Source organism: Cupriavidus sp. CER-90 (assembly GCF_057652055.1).
The window spans coordinates 792,369-817,480 of sequence record NZ_JBYGYM010000001.1 but is presented as its reverse complement, the minus strand read 5'-3'; the positions used below and the strand labels follow the sequence as shown (position 1 = coordinate 817,480).

The window sequence follows — 25,112 nt, the reverse complement described above, 5'->3', positions numbered from 1 at the left end:
TGCTCTGGGTGCCGCGGGTTGCATCGGCGGGGGCCGGCCGCAGCCGGGATGCATCGGTCATCACTTGACTCCTGAACAGATCAACGTGGATCGAGACTTCGTGCTGGTTTCAGGCTACAAAAGAAATCAGGGGGCACCGGGGAATCATTAGTGCCGGTGCTGGTATGAAAACTGCAGCGCAACGAGCCTTCCCATCCTGCGAACCACTGCGAGACGCGCCATGGCTACCCACATCCCGCATGACCCCGTGCGCCGGCCGGACCGTCGGCCCGACCAGAGCCCCGATCACAACAAGGAAAAAGGGGACCAGCCCGCCCGCAACCTGCCGGACAAGCATCCGCCGCCGCCGTCGGTCAGCCGGTCGGCGCGCGAACACGGCTAGCGTTTTCGGCATCCCCTTGTAGTTTTTACAAACGCAGACGTGCCGGCCCGCCTGGCCGGCGCGCTCGATGCGGCGACTGCCTCCAAGAAGGGCAGCGGCAACAAGAGAAGAGGGAGCGTACCCATGACCCTTGCGGGTTGCGCATTGCTCAATGCGCTCGATGCGGTCGACGACACCGCGATCTTCGCGCTGGCGGCGGATGGTCGTGTCAGTGCGTGGACGGAGGCCGCGCGGCGCGTGCTGCTGTACACCGCCGACGAGGCAGCCGGTGCGCCGCTGTCGCGCTTTCATCCCGCCAGGCCGGACGATCCGGACGACGGGGCGGCGAGCGCCGACCAGCTGCTGGCGACGGCCCGCACGGCCGGACGGGCCGAATCCAGGGGCTGGCGCCTGCGCCGCGATGGCAGCGTGTTCTATGCCAGCACCGTGATCGTGGCCCTGCCGGGGCCCGACGGTGGACGCAATGGCGGACCCGACGGCTTTGGCGTGGTCTACCGCGACATCACGGTCCAGTACGCGGCCGAGGAGCACGCCCGTGCGGTCGAGGCGCGCTGGCACCAACTGCTCGACACGATGGACGACTGTGCCATCTGCGAGCTTGACCCCGAAGGGCAGATCCGAAGCTGGAACGCCGGCGCCCAGGCGCTGTTCGGGTACACCGCGCAGGAGGCCGTGGGGCAGCCGCTGTCGCTGGTGCACCCCCGGGCCGACATGGCGCCGGACACGGTTTCCGATGTGCCATCCGGCCAACGGCCGGCCAGCACCCCGGGCTTGCTCGATGCCGTGCGGGGCAGCGGTGCATGGTCGGGCGAGCAGCGCCTGCAGCGGCATGACGGCACGCTGGTGCAGTGCCATGTCCGCCAGGTATTGCTGCGCGATGCCGCGCAGGGCGTGTCGGGCGTACTGTGGATCGCCCGCGATGTGACCGACGCGGCCCGCCTGGCCGATCTGGATAACGCGGGGCGCCGTGTACAGGCGTTCCTTGCCATCCTGGCCCACGAACTGCGCAACCCGCTGGCTCCGATCCGCAATGCGGTCGATGTGATCCGGCTGACGCCGGTGGCCGACTCCCGCATCCGCCATTGCGCGGAAATCATCGGCCGGCAACTGCAGTTGCTGACGCGGCTGGTCAGCGACCTGATGGATGTGGGACGCGTGACGTCGGGCAAGCTCAAGGTGCAGCCGGTGCCCCTGCTGTACAACGAAGTGGTTGCCACCGCGATCGAGGCGATGCGCCCCGCGCTGGAGGGTGCCAGCCAGAAGTTCGACGTGGTGCTGCCCGCCGATCCCGTCTTCGTGAACGGCGATGCGGCGCGGCTGGAGCAGGTGCTGTCGAACCTGCTCAGCAATGCCACCAAGTACACGGCGCGCGGCGGCACGGTGACGGTGCGGGTGCGCGCGGACGGTGGCAACGTGGTGACCACGATCAGCGACACCGGGCGCGGCATCGCGCCGGAGGCGCTGGACCGCATCTTCAATCTGTTCGCCCAGGAAGGCGACGAGACCGCGCGCTCCGGGCTGGGCATCGGGCTGGCCCTGGCACGGGCCGTGATCGAGGCGCACGGCGGTGCCGTCCGGGCCAGCAGCGCGGGCGAGGGCCATGGCAGCACGTTCACCGTCATGCTGCCCGAAGTACAGATGGACGGTGCCAGCGTGCCGCGTCCGGGAACGGCCCAGTGTGCGGGCCAGCGCATCCTGATCGTCGATGACAGCGCCGATTCGGCCGACAGCATGGCCGAACTGCTGACCGTGCTCGGCCATCATGCCCAGCCGGTCTACACGGGCATGTGCGCGGTGGAAGCGGCGCGCAGCTTCGCGCCGGACGTGGTGCTGCTGGATCTGGAGATGCCCGACATGAGCGGCTACGAGGTGCTGGATGCGCTGCGCCAGAGCGGCCTGGGGCCGCGCGTGTTTGCGCTCACCGGACGCAGCTCGCCTGACGACCGGCGCCGCACCGAAGCGGCGGGCTTCGACGCGCACCTGGTCAAGCCGCTGACCGTGGAGGCGCTCTGCCGCGCGCTGACGGACCCGCACGCGCCCTGACGCGTCACGCATCGCTGTCTCCGCCCCCGCTGCTTTCCAGCGCGTCCCCGTCGCGCAGTGCCGCCACCCGCCGCGCCACCTCGGGGCGCGTGAACAGGTCGCGCGGATCGGCGTCCAGTCGCCGTTGCCAGTTTGGATGGCCGGAGACCGTCCCCGGCAGGTTCGGCTGTTCACGCAGCGCCAGCAGGTCTTCCACCGGCACCAGCCGCAGCGGGGTAGCAGTGCGATGCAGCCAGCGCAGCACGGTTTCCACGGGCGCGGTGTCGGCGGGCGGCTCGGCGCCGTGCGCCACGCCTGCGTCGCGCATGGCTTGCCACAGCGCGCTGCGCTCGGCAGAGCGCAGCGCCATCAGGCCGGCCTCGGTCTCGTCGGCGGCCAGCTGGTGCAGCCGGGCGCGCCAGGCAATGTCGCGGCCCGCCCACCAGCCCGCGATGGTCGGCAGGTCGTGCGTGGTCGTGGTGGCCACGGCCAGCGCGGGCCAGCGATCGGGCTGCAGGAATGCGGGGCAGGCCGGCCCGGCCGCGGCAGCGGTTTCGCCGGGCGCCTGCGCGGGTGGCGAGGGTGGCGTGTCCGGCCGGGCATCGGCGGCGGCGCGATCGCCGTCCGCCTCGTCCGCCGCGTCTGCCTCGTCCGCCTCGTCCGCCTCGCGCACGAACCACAGCACGTCGATGCCCAGCACGCCACGCGCGGCCAGTGCGGTATCGAGCGTCTCCGGCACCGTGCCAAGGTTCTCGCCGATGATGATCGCGCGGTGCCGCCAGGACTCGATGGCCACCAGGCGCAGCAGGTCGTCGAGCGGATAGGTAAGATAGGCGCCGGCGCTGGCGGGCGCCCCTTCGGGCACCAGCCACATGCGCGCCAGACCCAGCACATGGTCGATGCGCAGGCCGCCGGCGTGGGCCAGATTGGCGCGCAGCATTTCGATGAAGGCGGCATAGCCGTTGCGGCGCAGGCCGCGTGGCGAGAATACGGCCACGCCCCAGTCCTGCCCCAGCGGGTTGTACAGGTCGGGCGGGGCGCCGGCGTGGAAGCCGTTGAGGATCTCGGCCTGGCGCGTCCACGCGTGGCTGCCGCCGGGGTCGGTGCCGACGGCAAGGTCTGCGATCACGCCAATCGCCATGCCTGCCGCGCGCGCACGCTGCTGCGCGTCGTCCAGGCCATCGGCGGCCAGCCATTGCAGGAAGGCGTGATAGCCGATGGCGTCGGCGGCGCTTGTGGCAATGGCAGCGGCTGCCGCGCCATCGGGGTGGCGTAGCGACGCCGGCCAGCGTCGCCAGTCGGCGGCGTCGCGGGCGGCGTCACCGTCGGCCGCGGCGGCCAGCCGTTCGGCCTGGATGGTTTCGAACGTGGCGTGCGCCAGCAATGCCTTGCCGCCGCGCGCGCGGAATGCCGCGAATGCCTGCTTCTGCACGGCGGACAGCAGGGTGTCGTGATGCTGCCAGAGCCAGTGCAGCAACCGCAGCCGCACGTGGGCGACGGCCGGCCAGTCGATCTCGGTGCGCCGCTCGGCTTCGGCCAGTGCCGCGCCGATGCCCAGGGTTGCCACCGCGTGGTCCACGGCGGCCTGGCCAAAGATGCGCGCCGGGTCGGCGTAGAGCGGGTTGAAAAAGATGCGGCTGGACGGCGAGTAAGGGCTGAAACGCTCGGGCAGTGCCGGAAATCCCGCATGCAACGGATTGATGGCGATGGCGTCGGCACCGGCGCCTGCCGCCGCCTCGGCAGTCAGCGCCAGCGTGGTCAGGTCGCCAATGCCGGCATCGGCGCCGCGCCGTAGCCCGTACAGCTGGACCGACAGCCCCCAGGGCTTGCTTGCCAGCACCGGGCGCGGCGACGCCGCGAGCGCGTCGGCCACGCTGAAGCAGCGCGGCGGCGCCACCGCCAGCGTGGTAGCCACATCGCCCAGCAGCAGGTAGTGGTAACCCCATTGCGAGACCGGCGCGATTTGCAGCGTGCCGTCGCCGGTGCGCCGGGCGATGCCCTCGATGATTGAGCCGTCCTCGCATTCCAGGCGATAAGGCCGCTCCGGCAGCGGGTGTGCCCATGGCACGACCACGGGCCTGCCCTGGTCCGCGGTGATTAGCGGCGGCAGCGCGTGCGCCGCGTCGTCGGCGGCCAGCCGGGCGCGCGATGCCTCGCACTCGCCGGCCGTGCCGCAGGGCAGGTCCAGCGCGGTCAGCACCGTGCGCAGGGCTTCCGGCGACAGCGTCTGCGGCTGGTTCCACGCGTCGCGCCAACGCACCTGCAGCCCCGCGCGTTCAGCCAGCCGTTGCAGCGCGTCGTCGTGACTCATCGCGAGGGATCCTCGTCCTTGGGCACCGCGGCGGACAGCAGCGCCAGGCCGCGCGCCGGCACCTTGTACGCGGGTCGGCCTTCGTCGTCGAGCGCCACGGGTTCGTCTTCCAGGTCGGGCGCGGTGCTGTCGAACAGCAGATGCCAGTCCTCGCCCGGCGCCGGCATGCGAAAGACCACGTCCTCGTGGCTGGCGTTCAGGCACAGCACGATGACCTCCACCTCTTCCTCGGGGCAGTGCGTGGCGCGGCGCAGCGCCAGCGTACGGTCTTCGGGATTGGCCCACTGCTCGCTGGTCAGTTCGTTGCCGTCGGGTCCGAACCACGCAATATCGGCCAGGCCCGGCGCTGGCTGCGAGCGGCCATGGACGAAGCGGTTCTCGGTCAGTACCGGCAACCGGCGGCGCAGCGCCAGCAGGCGGCTGACCACCTGGCCCATCGGCGCATTGGAAGGATGGGCGGCATCGTCCCAGTTCAGCCACGACAGCTCGTTGTCCTGGCAGTAGGCGTTGTTGTTGCCCTGCTGGCTGCGTCCCCATTCGTCGCCGGCCGTGATCATTGGCGTGCCTTGCGACAGCAGCAGCGTGGCCATGATGGCGCGTGCCACCCGGGCGCGCGTTTCCAGCACGGCCTCGTCGTCGGTGGGGCCTTCGATGCTGCCGTCCGGGCTCCAGTTGGCGCTGGCGTTGTCGTCGTTGCCGTCGCGGTTGTCCTCGTGGTTGGCCTCGTTGTGCTTGTGCGCATAGCTGACCACATCGGCCAGCGTGAAGCCGTCGTGCGCGGTGATGAAGTTGACGCTGGCCCACGGCTTGCGGTGGCGGCGGTCGAACAGGTCGGCCGAGCCGGTCAGCCGCGCCGCCAGTTCGCCGCGCTGGCCCGCGTCGCCGCGCCAGAAGCGGCGCACGTTGTCGCGGAACTTGTCGTTCCATTCGGCAAAGCCGGGCGGGTGGTTGCCCACCTGGTAGCCGCCGGGGCCCAGGTCCCAGGGCTCGGAGATCAGCTTCACGCGTGACAGCACCGGGTCTTGCAGGATGGCGTCGAAGAAGCCAGACCCGGGATCGAAGCCGTTGCTTTCGCGGCCCAGCGTGCTGCCCAGGTCGAAGCGGAAGCCGTCCACGTGGAACACTTCCGTCCAGTAGCGCAGCGAGTCCATGACCATCTGCAGCACGCGCGGGTGCGACAGGTTCAGCGTGTTGCCGCAGCCGGTGTCGTTGATGTAATGGCGCTCGTCGCCGGGTATCAGCCGGTAGTAGCTGGCATTGTCCAGCCCGCGCCACGACATCGTGGGCCCCAGTTCGTTGCCCTCGCACGTGTGGTTGTAGACCACGTCCAGAATCACCTCGATGCCGGCCGCGTGCAGGCGCCGGATCGCGATCTTCACCTCGTGGTGCTGGCGGCCGGACAGGTAGAGCGGCTCGGGGGCAAAGAATGCCAGCGTGTTGTAGCCCCAGTAGTTGCGCAGGCCGCGCTCGATCAGGAAGCGATCCTGCAGGAACGCGTGGACGGGCAGCAGTTCGATCGCCGTGACGCCCAGCTTGAGCAGGTGCTCGATGAAGCGCGGATCGGCCAGCGCGGCAAAGGTGCCGCGGTATTGCGGCAGCACGTCCTCGCGCAGCATCGACACGCCGCGCACGTGCACCTCGTAGATCGAGGTCGTGGCCCACGGCTGTTGGGGCGGCCGGTCATCGCCCCAGTTGAAGCTCTCGTCGATGACGACCGCCTTGGGCATCGTCGGCGCGCTGTCGCGGCGGTCGGGCGTGAGGTCGGCGCGCGGGCTGTTGAGGCGGTAGCCAAACAGCGCATCGGACCATCGCACCGGCCCGCTCAGCGCACGGGCGTAGGGGTCAAGCAGCAGCTTGTGCGGGTTGAAGCGGTGGCCGCGCGTGGGTTCGTAGGGCCCGAACGCGCGGAAGCCGTATTGCAGGCCCGGCTGGGCGTGCGGCAGGTAGCCATGCCAGATCTCGTCGGTACATTCGGGCAGCGCCAGGCGCTGCACTTCCTTGCGCCCGTTTGGCGAGAACAGGCACAGGTCGATGCGGCTGGCGTTCGCGGAGAACACCGCGAAATTGACGCCGAGTCCGTCCCAATGGGCGCCAAGCGGATACGGCTTGCCGGGCAGCAGGCGATCAACGGTAAGGCTCGCCATGCGTAAAGCTCCTCGTTGTTCTGGTTATGGTTGTCGGTTGTCGTCATGGCCCGCCGCGCGGGCAGCGCGCGCTCCGGTGTCACCGGGCATGCTCCGGCGCATACCGCAGAATCAGCGTGGCCAGCGGCGGCAGGGTCAGCGAGAACGACGCGGGCTGGCCGTGCGATGGCGTTGCGTCGGCCTGCACGCGCCCGCCATTGCCCAGATTGCTGCCGCCATAGATTTCGGCGTCGGTGTTCAGGCATTCCTCCCATGTCCCGGCGAACGGCACACCCAGGCGGTAGCCATGGCGCGGCACCGGCGTCATGTTGACGACGACCAGCACCACGTCCTGGCTGTCGGGCGCGGCGCGCCGCAGGTAGGCGAACACGCTGTTCTGGTGGTCGTCGCCCACGATCCACTGGAAGCCTTCAGGCCGATGGTCCATCGCGTGCAGCGCGGGCAGGTCGCGGTACAGGCGGTTCAGGTCGCGCACCAGCGAATGCACGCCGCGATGGGCGGGCTGGTCCAGCAGCGCCCAGTCCAGCTCGTCGTCATGGTTCCATTCGCGCCACTGCGCGAACTCGCCGCCCATGAACAGCAGCTTCTTGCCGGGGTGGGTCCACATGAAGCCGTAGTACGCGCGCAGGTTGGCAAATCGCTGCCAGTCGTCCCCGGGCGCCTTGCCGATCATCGATCCCTTGCCATGCACCACCTCGTCGTGGGACAGCGGCAGCACGAACGCCTCCGACCACGCGTAGACCATGCCGAACGTCATGTCGCCGTGGTGCCAGGGGCGATGGATCGGCTCGTGCCCAAGGTAGCGCAGCGTGTCGTGCATCCAGCCCATGTTCCACTTGAAATTGAAGCCCAGTCCGCCCGATTCCACACTGGCCGTGACGCCGGGCCAGGCGGTGGATTCCTCGGCGATGGTCAGCGCGCCGGGACAGCGTTCGTGCACCACGGTGTTCATCTCGCGCAGGAAGGCCACCGATTCCAGGTTCTCGCGGCCGCCAAAACGGTTTGGCACCCACTGGCCCGACTTGCGGCTGTAGTCGCGATAGAGCATCGACGCCACCGCATCCACGCGCAGCGCGTCGGCATGGAAGTGTTCGAGCCAGTGGACGGCATTGGCCAGCAGGAAGCCGCGCACCTCGTTGCGGCCCAGGTTGTAGATCAGCGTGTTCCAGTCCTGGTGATAGCCCTCGCGCGGGTCCTGGTGTTCATACAGCGCCGTGCCGTCGAACATCGCCAGCCCGTGGGGGTCGGTCGGAAAGTGCGCCGGCACCCAGTCCAGGATCACGCCGATGCCGGCCTGGTGGCAGCGGTCGATGAACGACGCGAACTGTTCGGGCGATCCCAGGCGCGCCGTGGGCGCGAACAGCGACAGCGGCTGGTAGCCCCACGATCCCCCGAACGGGTGCTCGGTGATGGGCAGCAGCTCGATATGCGTGAAGCCGAGGTCGCGCACATAGGGCACCAGCCGCTCGGCCAGGATTTCCCAGCCCCGGCCGCTGTCGTTGGCTGCGCGCTGCCAGGACATCACGTGCAGTTCGTAGACCGACATCGGCGCGGCGTGGGGGTCGGTGCGGGCACGCTGTTCCATCCACGCGGCATCGTTCCAGCGGAACGGCGGCGCGGCATGCCCGGCGCACGCCACCACCGACGCGGTGGCCGGCGGCAGTTCGGTGGCTTGCGCCACCGGATCGGCCTTGTCGGGCAGCACTTCGCCATGCGGGCCGGTCATGTCGTACTTGTACCGGCTGCCCGGCCCGACGCCCATGCCCTGCGGGACGAACAGTTCCCAGATACCCGCGCCGTGGCGCAGGCGCATGGGATGCCGCGCCGCGTTCCAGCCATTGAAGTCGCCAATCACGGACACGCGCCGCGCATTCGGCGCCCACACGGCAAACCGGACACCCGGCTCACCGTCGATCGTCAGGCATTGCGCGCCCAGGCACTTGCCAAGTTCCAGGTGACGGCCCTCGTTGAACAGGTGCAGGTCGAGTTCGCCCAGCAGCAGCCCGAACGCATACGGGTCCGCGCCGAACTGCTCGCTGCCGTCCGGCCAGCGGATGCGCAGCCGGTAGTCGGGGGCGGCCGGTTGCCGGCCTTCGAAGCCGGGCAGGCGGCCGGCAAACACGCCGTCGGCGTGCAACCGGACCATGTCGGCCAGGAATTCGCCATCGGCGCGGGTCAGCTGGACGGCTGCCGCGCCGGGCACGATGGTGCGTACCACCACGCCGTGTTCGTCGCGGTGGGGGCCCAGTACGCCGAACGGATCGGCCAGGCGCGCCTCGCGCAACGCATCGATGACCGGCCCGGGCAGCGTCGGCGCCGGTAATGCAAGCGCGGCGGCATCATTCCTGGCCATGGTCGTCTCCCAGCAGCTTGCGGACCAGGCGCGCCAGGCCACTGGTCGGCAGGTCGATCCAGGCCACGCGGTTGGCCGCCTCGTAACCCACTTCATAGGCAGCGCGCTCCAGCAGGAACAGGTGCAGCAGCGGTTGCAGCTGGCCGGCGGCGGCCCAGGGCTGGGGCGCGGCCGACATGGCCTGCTGGTAGCAGTTCAGGAACGCTTCGCCGGCGGTGTTGCGGAAGCGATCCAGCAGCGCGGCACGGCGATCCGCCTGTGCCGGCGGCAGCGCGGCGTGCGTGCGCTCCTGGCGGTCCGTGCCGACCGTGGCGGCGGCGTAGTCGATGGACCGCAGCAGCCCGGCCACGTCGCGCAGCGGCGAGGTCTTGCGCCGGCGGAACGCCAGCGGCTGGCGCGGCTCGCCTTCGAAGTCCACCAGGTAGGTGTCGTTCTGGGCGATCAGCACCTGACCCAGGTGGAAGTCGCCGTGAATGCGGGTTTGCAGGCTGTCGGGCGCGGCGGCGGCCAGGCGCGACACCAGATGCGGCAGCTGGCCGCGCGCGGCCAGCAGCGTGTCGATGTCCGCGGCGAACGTGCCCGTGGCATTGGCGCGGCGCGCTTCGAGCAGTCCCAGTGCCTCCTCCAGCGAGCGCAGGGCTTCCTCTGCCCAGTCGATAGCCTGCGCCTCGGTGGCGGGTACCGGCGCGAATGCGTCTTCATCGGTCGGCTGCGCCAGGACCGCATGCAGTTCGGCCAGGCGCCTGCCAAGCGTGCCGACCATGGTGGCGTAGCCGGCCATGGCTTCGCCGAACTCGTCCTCGTTGCCGGTTTCGGCCGCCGGCAGGGCATCGTCGATCGACCGGCCCAGATAGTCCAGCGTCCAGTCCCAACCGTCGCCCTGGTTGAGGATGTAGCCCTGCAGCAGCATCAGCGTGTGCGGCGTGCCATCGGCGCCGGTGCGAACGACTTCGCCCAGCAACGGTGCCGAATGGGTGTAGCCGTGGCTGGTCAGGTAGCGCGTCATCTCGGCTTCGGGGTGGATGCCCCCGGCCACGCGCCGCACCAGCTTCAGTACCCCCGTGTTGCCGAACGCCAGTGAACTGTTCGATTGTTCGGCCGACATCCACTGTACTGGCTCGTCTTCGAGCGGGGCCTCGGACAGCCCCGGTTCGGCCAGGTAACGGATGGTGCCGTGCGGGGTTTCGGCGCTGACGTTGTCCCGCAGCGACTGCACCACGGCGCGGGCGTAGGATTCCACCACGAAGCCGTCGGTGGCCACGCCCACGCGGGCGCCGCGCCGGATGCGGGCCATCGACAGGCCCGTCATCAGTTGCGACATGCCATCGGTATTTTCACGGTCCCACAGCAGGGCCACCGGCAACTGGTAGCACTCGGTGCGGCCCGGCAGCGATACCTCGACCTCGCAGTGCCAGACCTCCTCGCTGTTGCCCACGCGGGCCACGGGCCACGCATAGGCCACGTTCACGCGCTCGATGCGTTCGCCCTTGGATGCGAACCAGCGGCGCCGCGCCAGGTAGTTCGGCAGGACCTCGGTGGTCAGCACGCGGCGCGCCGCGTCGGTCAGTTCGGAACGTCCGCCAAGATTTTGCAGCACCAGCGTGACCTGATCCACCATCTGCTCCGGTGCGTTGACGTGCCATGACGGCGGCTGCGCGTCCTCGCTCAGCACGAACCAGTAGAAGCCATACGGCGGCAGCGTGAGCAGGTAAGTCAGCTGGCCGATGGCGGGAAAGGGCGTGGCGCCGAGCATTTCGACGGGCACGCGGCCATTGAACTGCGACAGGTCGAGTTCCACGGCCTGCGGCGCGCGCGACAGGTTGGCCACGCACAGGATGTGCTCGCCGTCGTATTCGCGCAGGTACGCCAGGATCTTGCGATTGCCCGGAAACAGAAAGCGCAACGTGCCGCGGCCAAAGGCGCGGTGCTGGCGGCGCAGCGCCAGCATGCGGCGCATCCAGTTCAGCAGCGAATGCGGGTCGCGCGTTTGCGCTTCGACATTGACGGCCTCGTAGCCGTACAGCGGACCCTGCAGCGGCGGCAGCACCAGGCGCTCGGGGTCGGCGTGCGAGAAGCCGCCGTTGCGGTCCGGCGACCACTGCATCGGCGTGCGCACGCCGTCGCGGTCGCCCAGGTGAATGTTGTCCCCCATGCCGATTTCGTCGCCGTAGTAGATCACGGGCGTGCCCGGCATCGAGAACAGCAGGCTGTTCATCAGTTCGATGCGGCGGCGGTCGCGTTCCATGAGCGGCGCCAGCCGCCGGCGGATGCCCAGGTTGATGCGGGCGCGGCGATCCGAAGCGTAGACCTCCCACAGGTAGTCGCGCTCGCTGCTGGTTACCATTTCGAGCGTCAGTTCGTCGTGGTTGCGCAGGAAGATCGCCCACTGGCAGTTCGGCGGCACCTCGGGGGTCTGCCGCATGATGTCGGTGATCGGGAACCGGTCCTCGCGCGCGATGGCCATGTACATGCGTGGCATCAGCGGGAAGTGGAACGACATATGGCATTCGTCGCCCTGGATGCCGCCGTCCGGGCTGGCGGCGCCGGTGGTGTCGGCGGTGCCGCCGCCGCTGGCCCCGCCGAAATACTGCTGGGCGTCCTCGGGCCACATGTTGGCCTCGGCCAGCAGCATGCGGCCCGGATACCGTTCATCCAGGTGGCGGCGGATCTTGCGGATCACCGCGTGCGTCTCGGGCAGGTTCTCGTTGCTGGTGCCTTCGCGCTCCACCAGGTAAGGCACCGCGTCAAGGCGCAGGCCGTCGATGCCGATGTCGAGCCAGAACCGCATGACCGACAGCACTTCGTTAAGCACCTGCGGATTGTCGAAGTTCAGGTCCGGCTGATGCGAGTAGAAGCGATGCCAGAAATACGCGCCGGCCTCGGGGTCCCAGCTCCAGTTGGACTTCTCGGTATCGCAGAAGATGATGCGGGTGCCGGCGTACTTCTGGTCGTTGTCGGACCACACGTAATAGTTGCGGGCGGCGGACCCGGGCTTGGCCCGGCGCGCGCGCTGGAACCACGGGTGCTGGTCGGACGTGTGGTTGATGACCAGCTCGGTGACCACGCGCAGGCCGCGGGCATGCGCCGCGGACACGAACCGCCGGGCCTCGGCCAGCGTGCCGTAGTCGGGGTGGACGTTGCGGTAGTCGGCAATGTCGTAGCCATCGTCACGGCGTGGCGACGGGTAGAACGGCAGCAGCCAGATCGTATCGACGCCCAGGCTGACCAGGTAGTCCAGCTTGGCATGCAGCCCGGCAAAGTCGCCCACGCCGTCGCCATTGGCGTCGTAGAACGACTTGATGTGCAACTGGTAGATCACCGCGTCCTTGTACCAGAGCGGGTCGGCGTTGAGCAGTGCGGCGTTGGCGCCCTCGGAGAGTCGCTTCATGCCGTGTCTCCCGGTTGTTGTTGAGGCCTGACGTGCCAGAGCGCGAACGGCAGTTCGTGCGGATTCAGGCGGATGTGCTGGCGCTTGCCGTGCCACGTGAAGCGCGTGCCGAACATCTGGTCCTCGGCGTCCAGCGCGGCATTGTCCGGCAGGCCCCATTCCCATAGCGGCAGTTCGATGTCGGTCTCGCGCGCGGCGCGCGGATCCAGGCTGATGGCGGCCAGCAGCACGTCGTCGCCAAATGCGCCGGCGTGTTCGGCCCCGGTGGGCACGAAGCGTGCAAAGTACAGCACGGCATCGTCGCTGGCGTGATAGAAGCGCAGGCCCAGGTGGTTCTGCAGGGCCGGGTGGCTCGCGCGGATCTGATTCAGCCGCGAGATTTCGGCCACGATGTTGCCCGGCGCCTGCCAGTCGCGCACGCGCAGTTCGTACTTCTCGGAGTCGAGGTATTCCTCGCGCTCCACGCCGTTCAGGATCAGCGGCGCGCTCTCGCAGACCTCGAAGCCGTTGTACATGCCCCAGAGGCCCGACAGCAGCGTGGCCAGCGCGGCGCGGATCAGGAACGCCGGGCGCTCGCCGCCGTGCAGGAAGAACGGGTTGATATCGGGCGTGTTGACGAAGAAGTGCGGGCGATAGAACTCGCGCAGCGGGCTTTGCGTCAGCTCGGTCATGTACTCGATCAGCTCGGCCTTGGTGTTGCGCCAGGTGAAGTACGTGTACGACTGGGAAAAGCCCAGCTTGGCCAGCCGCGCCATCATCTTGGGCCGCGTGAAGGCCTCGGCCAGGAACAGCGTGTCGGGGTGTTTTGCCCGCACGTCCGCGATCATCCATTCCCAGAACGGCAGCGGCTTGGTGTGCGGATTGTCCACGCGGAAAATGCGCACGCCCTGATCGGCCCAGAACATCACCACGTCGCGCAGCGCCTGCCAGAGCTGCTCGCCGGCCGGTGGCGCTGCATAGAAATCGACGTTGACGATGTCCTCGTACTTCTTGGGCGGATTCTCGGCATAGCGCAGCGTGCCGTCCGGCCGATGGGAAAACCACTCGGGGTGCTCGCGCAGCCAGGGATGGTCAGGCGAACACTGGATGGCGAAGTCGAGCGCCAGTTCGATGCCCATGTCGCTGGCGGCCCGGCGCAGGCGCTGGAAGTCCTCCAGCGTGCCAAGCTGCGGATGGATGGCGTCGTGGCCGCCCTCGGTGCTGCCAATCGCGTACGGGCTGCCCACGTCGCCGGGCTCGGCCTTCAGGCTGTTGTTCTTGCCCTTGCGGTGCGCCTGCCCGATTGGGTGGATCGGCGGAAAGTACAGTACGTCGAAGCCCATCGCGCGAATGGCGGGCAGGCGGCGGATCACGTCGTCGAACGTGCCGTGCCGATTTACGTCGCCGCTCTCGGAGCGCGGGAACAGTTCGTACCAGCTGGCAAAGCGGCCGGCCAGACGGTCCGCCTCGACCGGCATGGTGGTGGGATATCGGCTGGCGAACGGACGGCCCGCCGGGGTTTCCATCGCCGCACGCATGGCGGCCTCGGTACGCGGCGACAGCAGGATTTCCAGGCGCAGGGCGTCGTCGGCCGCCGCCGACAGGTCGGCCAGGATCGCGCCGGCATCGGCGACGGCGCTGGCTTCCGGCGTGCCGAGCGTGGCGGCCACCAGGCGCGCGCCTTCCTCGATTTCCAGCTTGATATTGACGCCGGCCTTGCGCTTCTTGCCGACTTCGTCGAGCCAGCTGGCGAAGGTATCGCGCCAGGCTTCGACCGTGAATTCATGGCGACCCATGGCCACCATCGGGAAACTGCCGCGCCAGCGGTCGTTGACGATGTGGACCATCGGCGCCCTGTGCCACGCCTGTTCGCCGGGGCCGCGCCACAGCACCACGGCGGCCAGCTTGTCGTGACCGTCCATCCAGATATCGGCGCTGACTTCCACGCGTTCGCCCACGGTGCGGCGCACGGCAAAGCGGCCGTTGTCGGTGGCCGGCGACAGGTTCTCGATGGCCACGCGCGGCGCTTCCATGGCGGCGGCCAGCGCGCGGTCGGCCGACCGTCCCGCTGATTTACGGGTGCCGTTGCGCGTATCCTTGCGCCCGTTCGTCGCGATCACGGGCGCGGGCACGGCCTCGAACAGGCGGATATCGGCGGGCGGCAGCGTGATCGTGCTGCATGGGCTCAGGTTGTCGAGACCGTCTTCCAGCGTGCCCCCGGGGCCGCCGTTCACGGGCGTCAGGGTGGCCGCCGGCTGCGGCAGGCCGCTCAGCACCCGGTCGACGCCAAACGACGCAGGCTGCACGGGGCAGGGGTTCAGCACCACGGTCAGCGCCGGTTTCCCCGCGGCGCCGTTGGCCAGGTGGCGCGGCACGCGGGCCAGCACGGTCAGCGGGGCATCGGGCCCGCTGACCTGTCGCACCGCCACGGCGGGTTCGTCATCGCGGGCGGCGAGCCAGGCGTTGGCCTGCATCAGTTCATGGGTCAGGTCGTAAGGCGCGTCGACGATATCGTCGGGATGGCCGTCGGCCTGCGCGCCGGGTGACGCGTCGAGCGCCGCGCCCGGTGCCCCATGCGCGGCTGCGGCGCCGGTCTCGTAACCGGCGGGCACCAGCCATCCGTCGCCGATGGCGGCGGCCGTCCACAACGCCCGGCGGGCAGCCAGCACGTCAACGCCGTCAGGGGCCAGCGCGGGCGCGGCCAGCACGCGTCCAAAGCGGCGCAGGCGCGCGATTTCCTCGGTCAGCCAGGCGCTGCGATAGTCCCACCATGGCAGCGACGAGAACGCGCCGTCGAACGGCGCGGCGGCCAGGTCATCGAGCTGCTGGGGGGTGCTGCCCGGGGTCCAGGCCAGGAATATCGGCTTGCCGCCATCGCCCGGTGGGGTGTCGCGTTGCAGCGCCTCTATCAGTTGGGCCCAGTGCCGACCCGCCACACGCGATGGTGCCCTGCAGCAGAAGCCGGCGGCGCCTGCGGCCAGGGCATCGCCGAGCTGGGCGGTCCACCAGGCCAGCAACTGCCCCGCCGTGGCGTCGTCGAACCAGCGCACGCGAACGCCGGGCAGGTGGTTGTCGGTGGCATCCGGGCTGCCGGCGGGGCGGGCATGATCGATCCAGCCGTCATGCATGGCCGCCGTGTCGCTGGGAAGCCGGTCCAGCGCAAGATCCAGCAGCGGCGCCAGGCCGTGCTTGCGGCACGCTTCGAACGCCGCTTTCAGGACGTCGGGGCGGGAATGGGAAGCTGACCAGCCGGCCAGCAGGATATGGTCGAATCCGAGCCTGGCGGTGCGCACCAGGGCGTCGTTGTCCAGGGCTCGCGATTCCGTCAGGTTGATTTGGCAAATGCGCACGTCACACGTCCTCTGGCCGTGGGCGCCCCGTAGGACAAGCGGGCGCGCGTCATGTCAATTCCATAAGGACATGCAGAGGACGTGCCAGCCGGGCGCCGGGCGCCGGCATCGCGCTGGAAGTGCGGCGCAGCAAGGGTTGGCACGGATGACGCCAACGCCGCTGCCGGGCGGGCGATGTAAGAAATACAGGGTCGAAATGGCGGGGACGCAGGAATGCCCTGATGGGAATGCGTGCATTCAGGACACCCGAACGGGGCCAGGCGGGCGTGTGGACTGGCGGACGCCAGGCGGCCCGCCGGGGAGAAGGTGGAAGGTCGGACGTGGAAGCCGGGCGATCAGCTCGCCCGATACACGTCGAGACGGTTGTACAGCGTCTTGAGGCTGATGCCCAGCACCTTGGCGGCCTGGCGCTTGTCGCCGTCGTACTTGGCCAGGGTGGCCAGGATGATTTCGCGCTGCGTGTCGGCCAGCGTGGTTCCCACGCGCACGCTGACCACGCCGTCCACGGTGGTGGGGCGGGGCGGCTGGCTGGCCAGGCCCGGGTTGCCGATCTCGACCTGACGGTCGGCAAGGATGTAGGCGCGGTAGATGGAGTTCTTCAGCTCCCGCACATTGCCGGGCCAGTCGTAGCGCACCAGCCGTTCCAGCGAGCCGGGAGAGAAAGACTTTTCCGTCTGCTCCATCGCGTTGAACTCGTCCAGGAAATGGCGCGCCAGCGGAATGATGTCCTCGGGACGCTCGCGCAGCGGCGGAATATGCAGCGGGAACACGGCCAGCCGGTACAGCAAGTCCTCGCGCAGCTGGCCCCCGCGCACCGCGTCCATGGGGTCGCGGTTGGTGGCGGCCAGGATGCGTACGTCGCTGATCATCGGCGCATCGCCGCCCACGCGGTGGAACGACCGGCTTTCCAGCACGCGCAGCAGCTTGATCTGCATCTCCAGCGGCATTTCGGTAACTTCGTCCAGGAACAGCGTGCCGCCCTGGGCCTGCTCGAAGTAGCCCGCCTTTTGTTCCAGCGCGCCGGTGAACCCGCCTTTCTCGTGGCCGAACAACTCCGATTCGATCAGCGTGGGCGCGATGGCGCCGCAATTGACGGCCACGAACGGGCCCGACCGGCGGCTGCTGCGTTCATGCACGGCGCGCGCCACCACCTCCTTGCCGCTGCCGCTTTCGCCCACGGCAAGCATCGTGACGTCGGTGGCTGCCACCCGGTTCAGCTGGCCGATCAGCCGCTGCATGGCTGGCGAAGTACTTTCCCACAGCAGCGAAACCTGCGCGGGTGCGGCGCGGCGTCCCGCCGGGCGCGGCGGCGCGGCGGGACGGCCGGAAGGGAGCGTGGCGGTGGTTGACACGGGCGTAGAGGGAGCCTGCGGTCCGGCGTGGAAAAACTTTGGGGGCGGCCGGTGCGCGCGGGCGCGTCGCAATGGTGGAAGATGTCTATCATGCTATCTGTTCACGCGCCGGGTGGCTACAGCCTGAAACGCTGTTGCGGCAAGGTCCCACAGGCGTGTCAGACGGACACCGGCATCGTGGCCAGGGGACGGTCGTTACACTTCAGCCTATCCTCAGGCGTGTGCCGTCCGCATACGCCCTGGCCAACCAGCCGCCACCTGCAGGCCCATGACAAACAGACGCCGGTCATACGACGCCACCCGACCTTCCTATGCCACATATCCTGATCGTTGACGACGACGAAAACGCCTGTGCGGCGCTGGCAGAGATCGTCGCGATCGAAGGCTTTTCCTCGGCCAGCGCCAACAGCCTGCGCGAAGCGCGACTGCAGATCGGCTGGCGCATGCCCGATGCCATCCTGGCCGATCTTCGGTTGCCGGACGGCAACGGCATGGAACTGTTCGACGAAGTCGGCTCCGCTGGGGTCGAAGTGATCCTGACCACCGGCTATGCCAGCGTGGAATCGGCCGTCGAGGCGTTGCGCCTGGGCGCCACCGACTACCTGGTCAAGCCGATCAACGTCACGCGGCTGCAGACGGTGCTCAAGCGCATTGCCACCACCAGCGAACTCCGTGCCGAAGTGCATTCGCTGCGTGGCGAACTGCGCCGCTACGGGCGCTTTGGGCGCCTGCTGGGCAGCTCGGAGGCCATGCAGACCGTCTACGACCAGCTCAGCAAGGTCGGGCCCACCGAGGCCACTGTGCTGCTGATCGGCGAAAGCGGTACGGGCAAGGAACTGGCCGCCCAGACCGTGCACGAACTGTCGGCGCGCCGCCGCCAGCCGTTCCTGGCCGTCAACTGCGGGGCGATCTCGCCCACGCTGATCGAGACCGAGATGTTCGGCCACGAACGCGGCAGCTTCACGGGCGCGGATCGCCAGCACAAGGGCTACTTCGAACGCGCCGACGGTGGCACGCTGTTCCTCGACGAAATCACCGAGATGCCGCTGGAACTGCAGGTGAAACTGCTGCGCGTGCTGGAAACCGGCTCGTTCATGCGCGTGGGGACCAACCGCGAGACCCACGCCGACGTCCGCGTGCTGGCCGCCACCAACCGCAACCCCGAGGAGGCCGTGGCCGAAGGCAAGCTGCGCGCCGACCTGTATCACCGGCTCAATGTGTTCCCGATCGAACTGCCGCCGCTGCGCGCCCGGGGCGACGACGTGGTGCAGATCGCCAACACGATGCTGGAGCAACTGAACGCGGAGCAGGGCACGCAGCGCCGGTTCTCGTCCGCCGTGCTGGAAAGCCTGCGCATGCATTCGTGGCCCGGCAACGTGCGCGAGCTGCGCAATTTCGTGCAGCGCGCCTACATCATGGCCGACCAGGACGTCATCACCGAGGTCCAGATCCCGCTGCAGGTGGCGGCCGCGCCCAGCACCGGCACGGCCGTGGTGTCGGTGCCGGTGGGCATGTCGCTGGCCGAGGCGGACCGCCAGCTGATCTTCGCCACGCTGGAGCAATGTGCCGGCGTGAAGAAGCATGCAGCGGAAATTCTGGGCATCAGTTTGAAGACTTTGTACAACCGGCTGGAGGACTATGCAGCCAAGGGCGAACTGCCGGAATGGCTGCGGGCAGCACGTGGCGGCGACGCCAGCCCGCCTGCCGCCTCATGAGCGGTGTCGGACAGGGCTGCTGCGTACGCATGCGGCGTGGCGCGCAAGACAGGCTGACGGTGTCAGTGCATGGTTCTTGCGTGGTGTGAAACCCATGAGGGTTTCCGAATTGATTGCCGATCCGATGGTTGAACATGACTGACGCTCCGCGCATTCCCCCCGCTGCCGTGCCGCCTTCGGCCGGTGGCGGTGCCCCAGACGACGCCCCGCCCGCCGTGCGCAGCATCGGCGAGGTGGGTGCGCTGATCGAGCAGGCCGCGCACGACCTGCGGTCGTCGCTCAATGCGATCCAGAGCTGGAGCTATGTGCTGGACCGCTCGATCGACTCGCTGGCGGCCCCGGCGCAGCGGGCGCTGGATGGCATGCGCTCGGGCATGCAGCAGCAACTGGCGCTGATCGAGGAAATGGAAGAAGGGGTGCGGCTGCTGGCCGACGATCGTCGCCCGTCGTGGGAAGAAACCGATCTGCGCGTGCTGGCGGGGCTGGCCATCGAGGACAAACGGGCCGCCGCCGAGGCGCGCGGGGTCATCCTGGCGGCACTGGACGCCCAGGACAACACGGGCGCCGGCTTTACGGTGCCCGGCGACGCCCTGCGCATCGGGGCGCTGCTCCGGCATCTGCTGGTCCATTGCATCTGGCGCGCGGCGGCAGGCGGATCGGTACGGGTGTACCTGAGCGCCGAACCCGACTTCGTCAAGTTCCGCATCACCGAAAGCCCGCCCGTGGAACGCTCGCGGGGCGAGGGCAGGCTTGCCGCGTTGAGCGATTTCTTCGGGCGGCGCTCGCCGGCCGGGGGCGGGCATTCGCCGCGCCAGAGTACCGCGCTGCTGCTGACCCGCCGCATGGTGGAACTGCAAGGTGCCGCGCTGACGGCCGAGAACTGCGGCGACACCGACAACGTCACGGTCTGCATTGCCGTGCGCTTTCCCCGCGTGAAGACGGCCAGTCCGGCCTGAGCACTTTTTACCGCATGGCGCACAATCTGCAGCGCCACCGCCGGCCTCTCCTTCACATTTTCCGTCCGATTCCCGGCATGACGCGCCGCTGCGCGCACCCTGCCACGGCGGCGCGCGCGGTGTGCGGCGCTGGCCCGGCGTTTGCATCGCTCAGAGACGGCGCCCCGCATACAAGGGACCCGAATTCGATTCCGAACAGGAGAGATGCCATGTCACATGCCCATGCTTCGAAGGGTTCACACAAGCCTTCGGCCAAGCCGTCGAACAAGCCGTCCACCCAGTCGGCGGACAAGGCCGGGGCCGGCAAGTCTGACAAGGCCGGCAAGACCTACCAGGCCGCCGTGGATGAATCGCTCGACATGACCTTCCCGGCCAGTGACCCGATTTCGCCCGGGGCTGCCGAACATGCCGAGCGTCAGACCGCCACGCGCCGCGACGATGTGGACTGGAAGCTCAAGAAGGGCAGCGAACACCAGCCCGCAGGCGAAAAGGCCGCGGCGCATCGCACCGGCGTCAGCGATCGCGGCGACAAGAAGCGTTGAGGGGGGATGGGGTCGGGAACGGCCGAGGGCGGTTTCCTCGCCCGTGCGGTCGTGATGTGATCGCTGCCCCACCCTCGCACTGCAACATGCCTTTGAACGGAGCCTCAGGATGTCTACGATCATCGCAGGACGATTCGAAACGTTTGCCCGGGCCGAGACTGCTGCATCACGTTTGATGGCCAAGGGCGTCAGGCAGGACGATCTGACCATGTTCTATGTGAATCCGCCAGGTCAGCACGCCACCTTCCCCATAGGGGGAGACGAGGCCGTGGACCCCGGTGCGCGCAAGGCTGGCCCCGGTGCCGGGCGAGGCATCGCGATCGGTGCCGCGCTGGGCTTTGCGGTGGGGATCTGTCTGGTGGCCGCCGCTCGCGCCTGGTTCGGCGCCGCGTCGGTGCAGCCGTGGGTACTGGTTCTGGTCATGGCGTTTGCCACGGGCGTGGGTGCCTATGCCGGGTCGCTGATGGGCGCGCTGGCCGGCACCGAGCGCGGCACGGGCCCGGTGCGGCACGCCGGCGTGCTGCTGGCCGCCCATGTCAGTGATGCCAACACGGCGCTGGTGGCCAGCGAACTTCGCCGTGGCGGCGCGCGCGATGTCGAGCGTGCGAAAGGCCAGTGGCGCGACGGCCGCTGGGAGGATTTCGACCCGCTGGCCCCGCCGGTGCCGGCGAGCCGCTAACCGGACGAACTGGGCACCGCCCGGCGTCTTTTGACTTTGCAGTGCTTTGCCGTTCAACTGTCCACCCCTGGAGGAACCGCTCATGAAGCCCATGGACCCGCAGACCCCGCCCGCCGGTGCGCCGCCGCGCGGCGCGTCTATCATTGGCGACGTTGACCAGACCACGGCCGGATGCGGGCCGTTCGTGATGGCGTCCGACACGCTCGAGGGCAACAAGGTGGTCGATCCGTCCGGCGAGGAAATCGGCACCATCGACCACATCATGCTGGACGTGCTCGGCGGCCGTATCGCCTATGCGGTTCTGGCGATGGGCGGCTTTCTGGGTATCGGTGAAAAGCTCCATGCGCTGCCATGGTCGGCGCTGACGCTGGACACGCGTCGCAAGTGCTTTGTGCTCGGCATAGAAAAGGAGCGCATCAAGGCGGCGCCGGGCTTCGACAAGGAGCACTGGCCCACCATGGCGAATTCGCAGTGGGCCACCAGCATCCACGAGTACTACGGCATTTCGCCGTACTGGGAAAAGGACCGGTACGACCCGTGGGCCTGAGCGGCCTGGACTGAACCGGAGTGTCGGCGGGCGCGGCGTTCAGCCGGCGCCTGGCTGGCGCGCGCGGCCCCGTTCCCTTGCCGGGGGGCGGGGCCGACTCCGTTGCTAGACCTTGTGGTTGATCTGGCCAGGCGGCTTCTCTGCCGGATCGGCGCGCATGCCCGTGGCCTGCGTGGGCTGCCCGGGCGCTTCGCGCGGCGGCGGCACCCGCGTCGTCAACTGGTTCGATACGCCGAGGATGCCCGGCGGCGTCGATGCAGCCTTTTCGATGCGCTGGGCGATGTCGATGTCCTCGACCTGGCCCGTGATGGTCACGCGGCGTTCCACCACATGTACCGCCACGCCGTCCGGCATGTCACCGCCGCAAAATTCCGCGATACAGGTCCCTACACGCTCGCGCAGCAGTTCGTCTTCGTCGTCGGGGCTGGTACGGCGGGGTGCTTCGCTTTCCGTTTGCATGATGGCGGTCCTCGTCTGGTAAGTGATGGCGCGCGGCGGCAAGGCCGCGTCCGGCATGCCGGTGAGACGCAATCGCCATGCCCACCGGGGCACCCGGGTATCCGGATCGTTGCTTGTAAAAACGACATGTCACGGTGCCGGATGACATCCTTGTAGGACGCCACCGACTGAAACTGCGTTGGGGTGCTCCCTACAATGTAGACAGTCCTGCCTTGCCACGGGAGCGTTTCATGCCACATCAGCCCACGCGTCGCCGCCTGTTTCACCTGTTCGACCGCTTCGCCGGTGCCGCAACCCGCCAGGCCGGCTCGCCGGTGGCCTTCGCGCTCGCCGTCTTCGTCGTCCTGGCCTGGGCCGTCACCGGCCCGCTCTTCGGGTATTCCGAGACCTGGCAGCTCGTGATCAATACGGGCACCACCATCGTCACCTTTCTGATGGTGTTCCTGATCCAGCAGAGCCAGAACAAGGACGCCATGGCGGTTCACCTGAAGCTCAACGAACTGCTGGCGTCGCATCGCGAGGCCAGCAATCACCTGGTGTCCATCGAAGACCTCGACGAGGAAGAACTGCGCCAGCTGGTGACGTTCTATCGCCATCTGGCCGAACTGGCCGACGAGGAGGGCGGCGTCAAGTGCAGCCATTCGATCGACGAAGCCAACGTGAATCACGCCGAAAAGTCCCGCGTGCGGCACGCCCGCCGCAAACCGGTTGATGACGCCCAGGCGTCTGCCGCGGCGTAGCCACAGGCAACCGGCTACACCCGTACCGGAAACGCCGACACGACAACACGCGGCCTAGCCGCAGAGGAGCCCGACTTGGCAACCCCGACTCCCGATGCAGCAGCGACCTCGGTGGCCATGGATACCGCCCCGGCCCCCGATCCGCAGCCACGCGACGTCCGCGTGGTGGTGTACGGCCGCGCCGATTGCGATGACCCGGGCAGCCACCAGGGCGCCACGCTCAAGGGCATTGCCCAGCGGGTGGCCAGGCTTGCCGGCTTCACGTTTGCCGGCAGCTACGACGCGGCCACGCACCGGCCCGCGGATGGCCGGCTCTACTTCGTGCCGGCCGATACGCTGACCGGCGTCGACAGCGCGCGCCAGCTTGGCATCGCCGGGGCGGACGACCTGCTGGGCGGTGTGGTGCCGCATGCGTTCATCGCCACCAAGGCGATCTCGCACGGGCGGGTGGCGCCCGACGCTGCCGTCCCCGCCGGGTGGAGCGACACGTTCGCGGCCCGCATACACGCGCACGTGCTGCCCGGCTTCACGGCGTTCTCGATCGACGACGCCAGCCGTGGCGCACGGGCAATGCTCCGCGATGGCAAGGTCCGCATCAAGGAACCGTGCGGGATTGGCGGCCTTGGCCAGCAGGTGGTGGCCACCGAGGCGGAGCTGGACCACGCGCTGCAGGCGCTGGACGCGGAGCGCGTGAAGCGCGAAGGGCTGGTGCTGGAGCGCAATCTCGACGACGTGATCACGTTCAGCGTGGGGCAGATACAGATCGGCGACCTGTGCGCCAGCTATTGCGGCACGCAGGACCTGACTCCCGACAATACCGGCCGCAAGGTCTATGGCGGGTCCACGCTGCGTGTGGTCCGTGGCACGCTGGAAGATCTGCTGACCCATCCGCTCGAAGTCCACCAGCGCGACGCCGTGCAGGCCGCGTTGGCCTATCACGCGGCGGCCATCGAGTGCTTTCCCGGTTCGGTGATGTCGCGCTGCAACTACGATGTGGCGTTCGGCACCGACAACGGCCGGCCCCGGCTGGGCGTGCTGGAACAGTCGTGGCGCGTGGGCGGCGCCACGGGCGCGGAACTGGCGGCGCTGGCCGCGTTCCGCGACGATCCGCAATGCGTGCGCGCGACGGCGTGTACACGCGAGATCTACGGCGAGGACGCCACCGTGCCCGACGACGCGGACGTCTATTTTCAGGGAGAAGACCGCAGTGTCGGCGCACTGACCAAATACGCAAGACTGGAGTCCACATCCGATGGCCACGCATGAAGAATCGATACAGATCCATACCGAAGGGGGGATGATCGCAGGTACCGTGATCTCGCCCGCCACCAAGCTGCCCGGCGTGCTGTTCGTGCATGGCTGGGGTGGCAGCCAGCAGCAGTACCTGGCCCGCGCCCGCGAGGTGGCCGGCCTGGGCGCGGTCTGCATGACCTTCGACCTGACCGGACACGCCGGCACGTCTTCGCAATACGAGACGGTCAGCCGCATGCGCAACCTGGCCGATGTGCTGGCCGCCTATGACATGCTGGTGCGGCATCCCGAGGTGGACCGCAACGCCATTGCGGTGGTGGGCAGCAGCTACGGCGGCTACCTGGCCGCGGTGCTGTGCGAACTCAGGCCCGTGCGCTGGCTCGCGTTTCGTGCCCCGGCGCTGTACATGGACGAAGGCTGGGAGTCGCCCAAACGGCAGCTGCACCGCGATCAGGACCTGGTGGCCTACCGCCGCAAGGTGGTGGCCGCCGACACCAATCGCGCGCTGCGTGCCTGCACCAACTTCAAGGGCGATGTGCTGGTGGTGGCCTCGCAGCACGACAATATCGTGCCGCACACGGCGGTGCTGAGCTACGTCGATGCCTGCATCCAGGCCAGTTCGATCACCTACCGCGTGCTCAAGGGCGCCGACCACGGCCTGACCAGCGAGGACAGCCAGCGTGCCTATACCAAGCTGCTGCTGGGCTGGCTGCGCGAGATGGTGACCGAGGCCCGTACCGGGCCCGCTGTGGCGGCGCGGCCGTCGAAGGCATCGACCGCGCCGAAGACCCCGCATCACGACGACGGGCTGGAGCCCGAGCGCAACGGTGACGGCGGCGAGGACAAGGCGCGCGAGGCGATGCTGGCCAGCGGCGACGACGACGAGAACGACCCTCAGGTCATTGCCGCGCAGCCGCCCGCTGGGCGCGGCGCCTGACCGCG

Annotated in this window: 17 protein-coding genes; 10 read left to right on the top strand and 7 right to left on the bottom strand. The window is 68.8% G+C overall.

From position 1 onward, the window contains the following. The first annotated feature begins 220 nt into the window (after positions 1 to 220). Both AC24R4_RS03630 and AC24R4_RS03625 read left to right on the top strand, forming a co-directional pair. Positions 221 to 382, top strand: a complete 162-nt coding sequence (locus AC24R4_RS03630; RefSeq protein ID WP_153945994.1) for a hypothetical protein — start codon at positions 221 to 223, stop codon at positions 380 to 382. Positions 383 to 505: 123 nt separating this feature from the next. After that, the gene (locus tag AC24R4_RS03625; protein ID WP_487522255.1) at positions 506 to 2,425 is read left to right on the top strand and encodes a hybrid sensor histidine kinase/response regulator; all 1,920 of its coding nucleotides are present in this window, start codon (positions 506 to 508) and stop codon (positions 2,423 to 2,425) included. Between the two features lie 4 nt (positions 2,426 to 2,429). Here the strand turns inward: AC24R4_RS03625 and malQ are convergent, their stop codons facing one another. From malQ to AC24R4_RS03595, 6 genes are all read right to left on the bottom strand, one after another. Further along, positions 2,430 to 4,715: a 4-alpha-glucanotransferase gene (malQ, locus tag AC24R4_RS03620; protein WP_487522254.1), complete on the bottom strand. Its 2,286-nt coding sequence runs from the start codon at positions 4,713 to 4,715 to the stop codon at positions 2,430 to 2,432. After that, entirely contained in the window at positions 4,712 to 6,859 is a 2,148-nt protein-coding gene (gene glgX / locus AC24R4_RS03615) for a glycogen debranching protein GlgX (RefSeq protein WP_400395108.1), read from the bottom strand. The genes malQ and glgX overlap by 4 nt, the downstream gene beginning before the upstream one ends. A gap of 79 nt (positions 6,860 to 6,938) precedes the next feature. Beyond that, the gene (gene glgB, locus AC24R4_RS03610; RefSeq protein ID WP_400395107.1) at positions 6,939 to 9,212 is read right to left on the bottom strand and encodes a 1,4-alpha-glucan branching protein GlgB; all 2,274 of its coding nucleotides are present in this window, start codon (positions 9,210 to 9,212) and stop codon (positions 6,939 to 6,941) included. After that, positions 9,199 to 12,600 carry a maltose alpha-D-glucosyltransferase gene (gene treS / locus AC24R4_RS03605; RefSeq protein ID WP_487522253.1) on the bottom strand — a complete coding sequence of 1,134 codons (3,402 nt, stop codon included), beginning with the start codon at positions 12,598 to 12,600 and terminating at the stop codon, positions 9,199 to 9,201. Before treS ends, glgB begins: the two co-directional genes overlap by 14 nt. Beyond that, positions 12,597 to 15,929 (bottom strand): alpha-1,4-glucan--maltose-1-phosphate maltosyltransferase, encoded by a 3,333-nt coding sequence (locus tag AC24R4_RS03600; RefSeq protein ID WP_487522252.1) that lies wholly within the window; start codon positions 15,927 to 15,929, stop codon positions 12,597 to 12,599. Before AC24R4_RS03600 ends, treS begins: the two co-directional genes overlap by 4 nt. Positions 15,930 to 16,264: 335 nt before the next feature. Beyond that, positions 16,265 to 17,281, bottom strand: coding sequence for a sigma-54 interaction domain-containing protein (locus AC24R4_RS03595; protein ID WP_400397470.1), 1,017 nt, complete (start codon positions 17,279 to 17,281; stop codon positions 16,265 to 16,267). A 311-nt stretch (positions 17,282 to 17,592) separates the two neighbouring features. On the opposite strand from AC24R4_RS03595, the gene AC24R4_RS03590 reads away from it, so the two are divergent. The 5 genes from AC24R4_RS03590 to AC24R4_RS03570 all read left to right on the top strand — a co-directional run bounded on the left by AC24R4_RS03590 (position 17,593) and on the right by AC24R4_RS03570 (position 21,720). Further along, positions 17,593 to 18,996 (top strand): sigma-54-dependent transcriptional regulator, encoded by a 1,404-nt coding sequence (locus tag AC24R4_RS03590; RefSeq protein WP_400397250.1) that lies wholly within the window; start codon positions 17,593 to 17,595, stop codon positions 18,994 to 18,996. A gap of 134 nt (positions 18,997 to 19,130) precedes the next feature. After that, the gene (locus AC24R4_RS03585) at positions 19,131 to 19,952 is read left to right on the top strand and encodes a sensor histidine kinase (RefSeq protein WP_487522251.1); all 822 of its coding nucleotides are present in this window, start codon (positions 19,131 to 19,133) and stop codon (positions 19,950 to 19,952) included. Positions 19,953 to 20,161: 209 nt separating this feature from the next. Beyond that, a complete protein-coding gene (locus AC24R4_RS03580; protein ID WP_487522250.1) occupies positions 20,162 to 20,494 on the top strand; it encodes a hypothetical protein in 333 nt (110 codons plus the stop codon). Positions 20,495 to 20,603: 109 nt separating this feature from the next. Further along, positions 20,604 to 21,173, top strand: a complete 570-nt coding sequence (locus AC24R4_RS03575) for a hypothetical protein (protein ID WP_487522249.1) — start codon at positions 20,604 to 20,606, stop codon at positions 21,171 to 21,173. Positions 21,174 to 21,255: 82 nt separating this feature from the next. Further along, entirely contained in the window at positions 21,256 to 21,720 is a 465-nt protein-coding gene (locus AC24R4_RS03570; RefSeq protein ID WP_153946003.1) for a PRC-barrel domain-containing protein, read from the top strand. A gap of 105 nt (positions 21,721 to 21,825) precedes the next feature. Here the strand turns inward: AC24R4_RS03570 and AC24R4_RS03565 are convergent, their stop codons facing one another. After that, positions 21,826 to 22,179 carry a BON domain-containing protein gene (locus tag AC24R4_RS03565; protein ID WP_400396730.1) on the bottom strand — a complete coding sequence of 118 codons (354 nt, stop codon included), beginning with the start codon at positions 22,177 to 22,179 and terminating at the stop codon, positions 21,826 to 21,828. A gap of 230 nt (positions 22,180 to 22,409) precedes the next feature. Here AC24R4_RS03565 and AC24R4_RS03560 point away from each other — a divergent pair, with 230 nt between their 5' ends. From AC24R4_RS03560 to AC24R4_RS03550, 3 genes are all read left to right on the top strand, one after another. Continuing rightward, positions 22,410 to 22,919 (top strand): low affinity iron permease family protein, encoded by a 510-nt coding sequence (locus AC24R4_RS03560; protein WP_487522248.1) that lies wholly within the window; start codon positions 22,410 to 22,412, stop codon positions 22,917 to 22,919. A gap of 75 nt (positions 22,920 to 22,994) precedes the next feature. Then, positions 22,995 to 24,185, top strand: a complete 1,191-nt coding sequence (locus tag AC24R4_RS03555; RefSeq protein WP_487522247.1) for a DUF3182 family protein — start codon at positions 22,995 to 22,997, stop codon at positions 24,183 to 24,185. Then, positions 24,172 to 25,107 (top strand): alpha/beta hydrolase family protein, encoded by a 936-nt coding sequence (locus AC24R4_RS03550; RefSeq protein ID WP_400397259.1) that lies wholly within the window; start codon positions 24,172 to 24,174, stop codon positions 25,105 to 25,107. The genes AC24R4_RS03555 and AC24R4_RS03550 overlap by 14 nt, the downstream gene beginning before the upstream one ends. Positions 25,108 to 25,112: the final 5 nt, after the last annotated feature.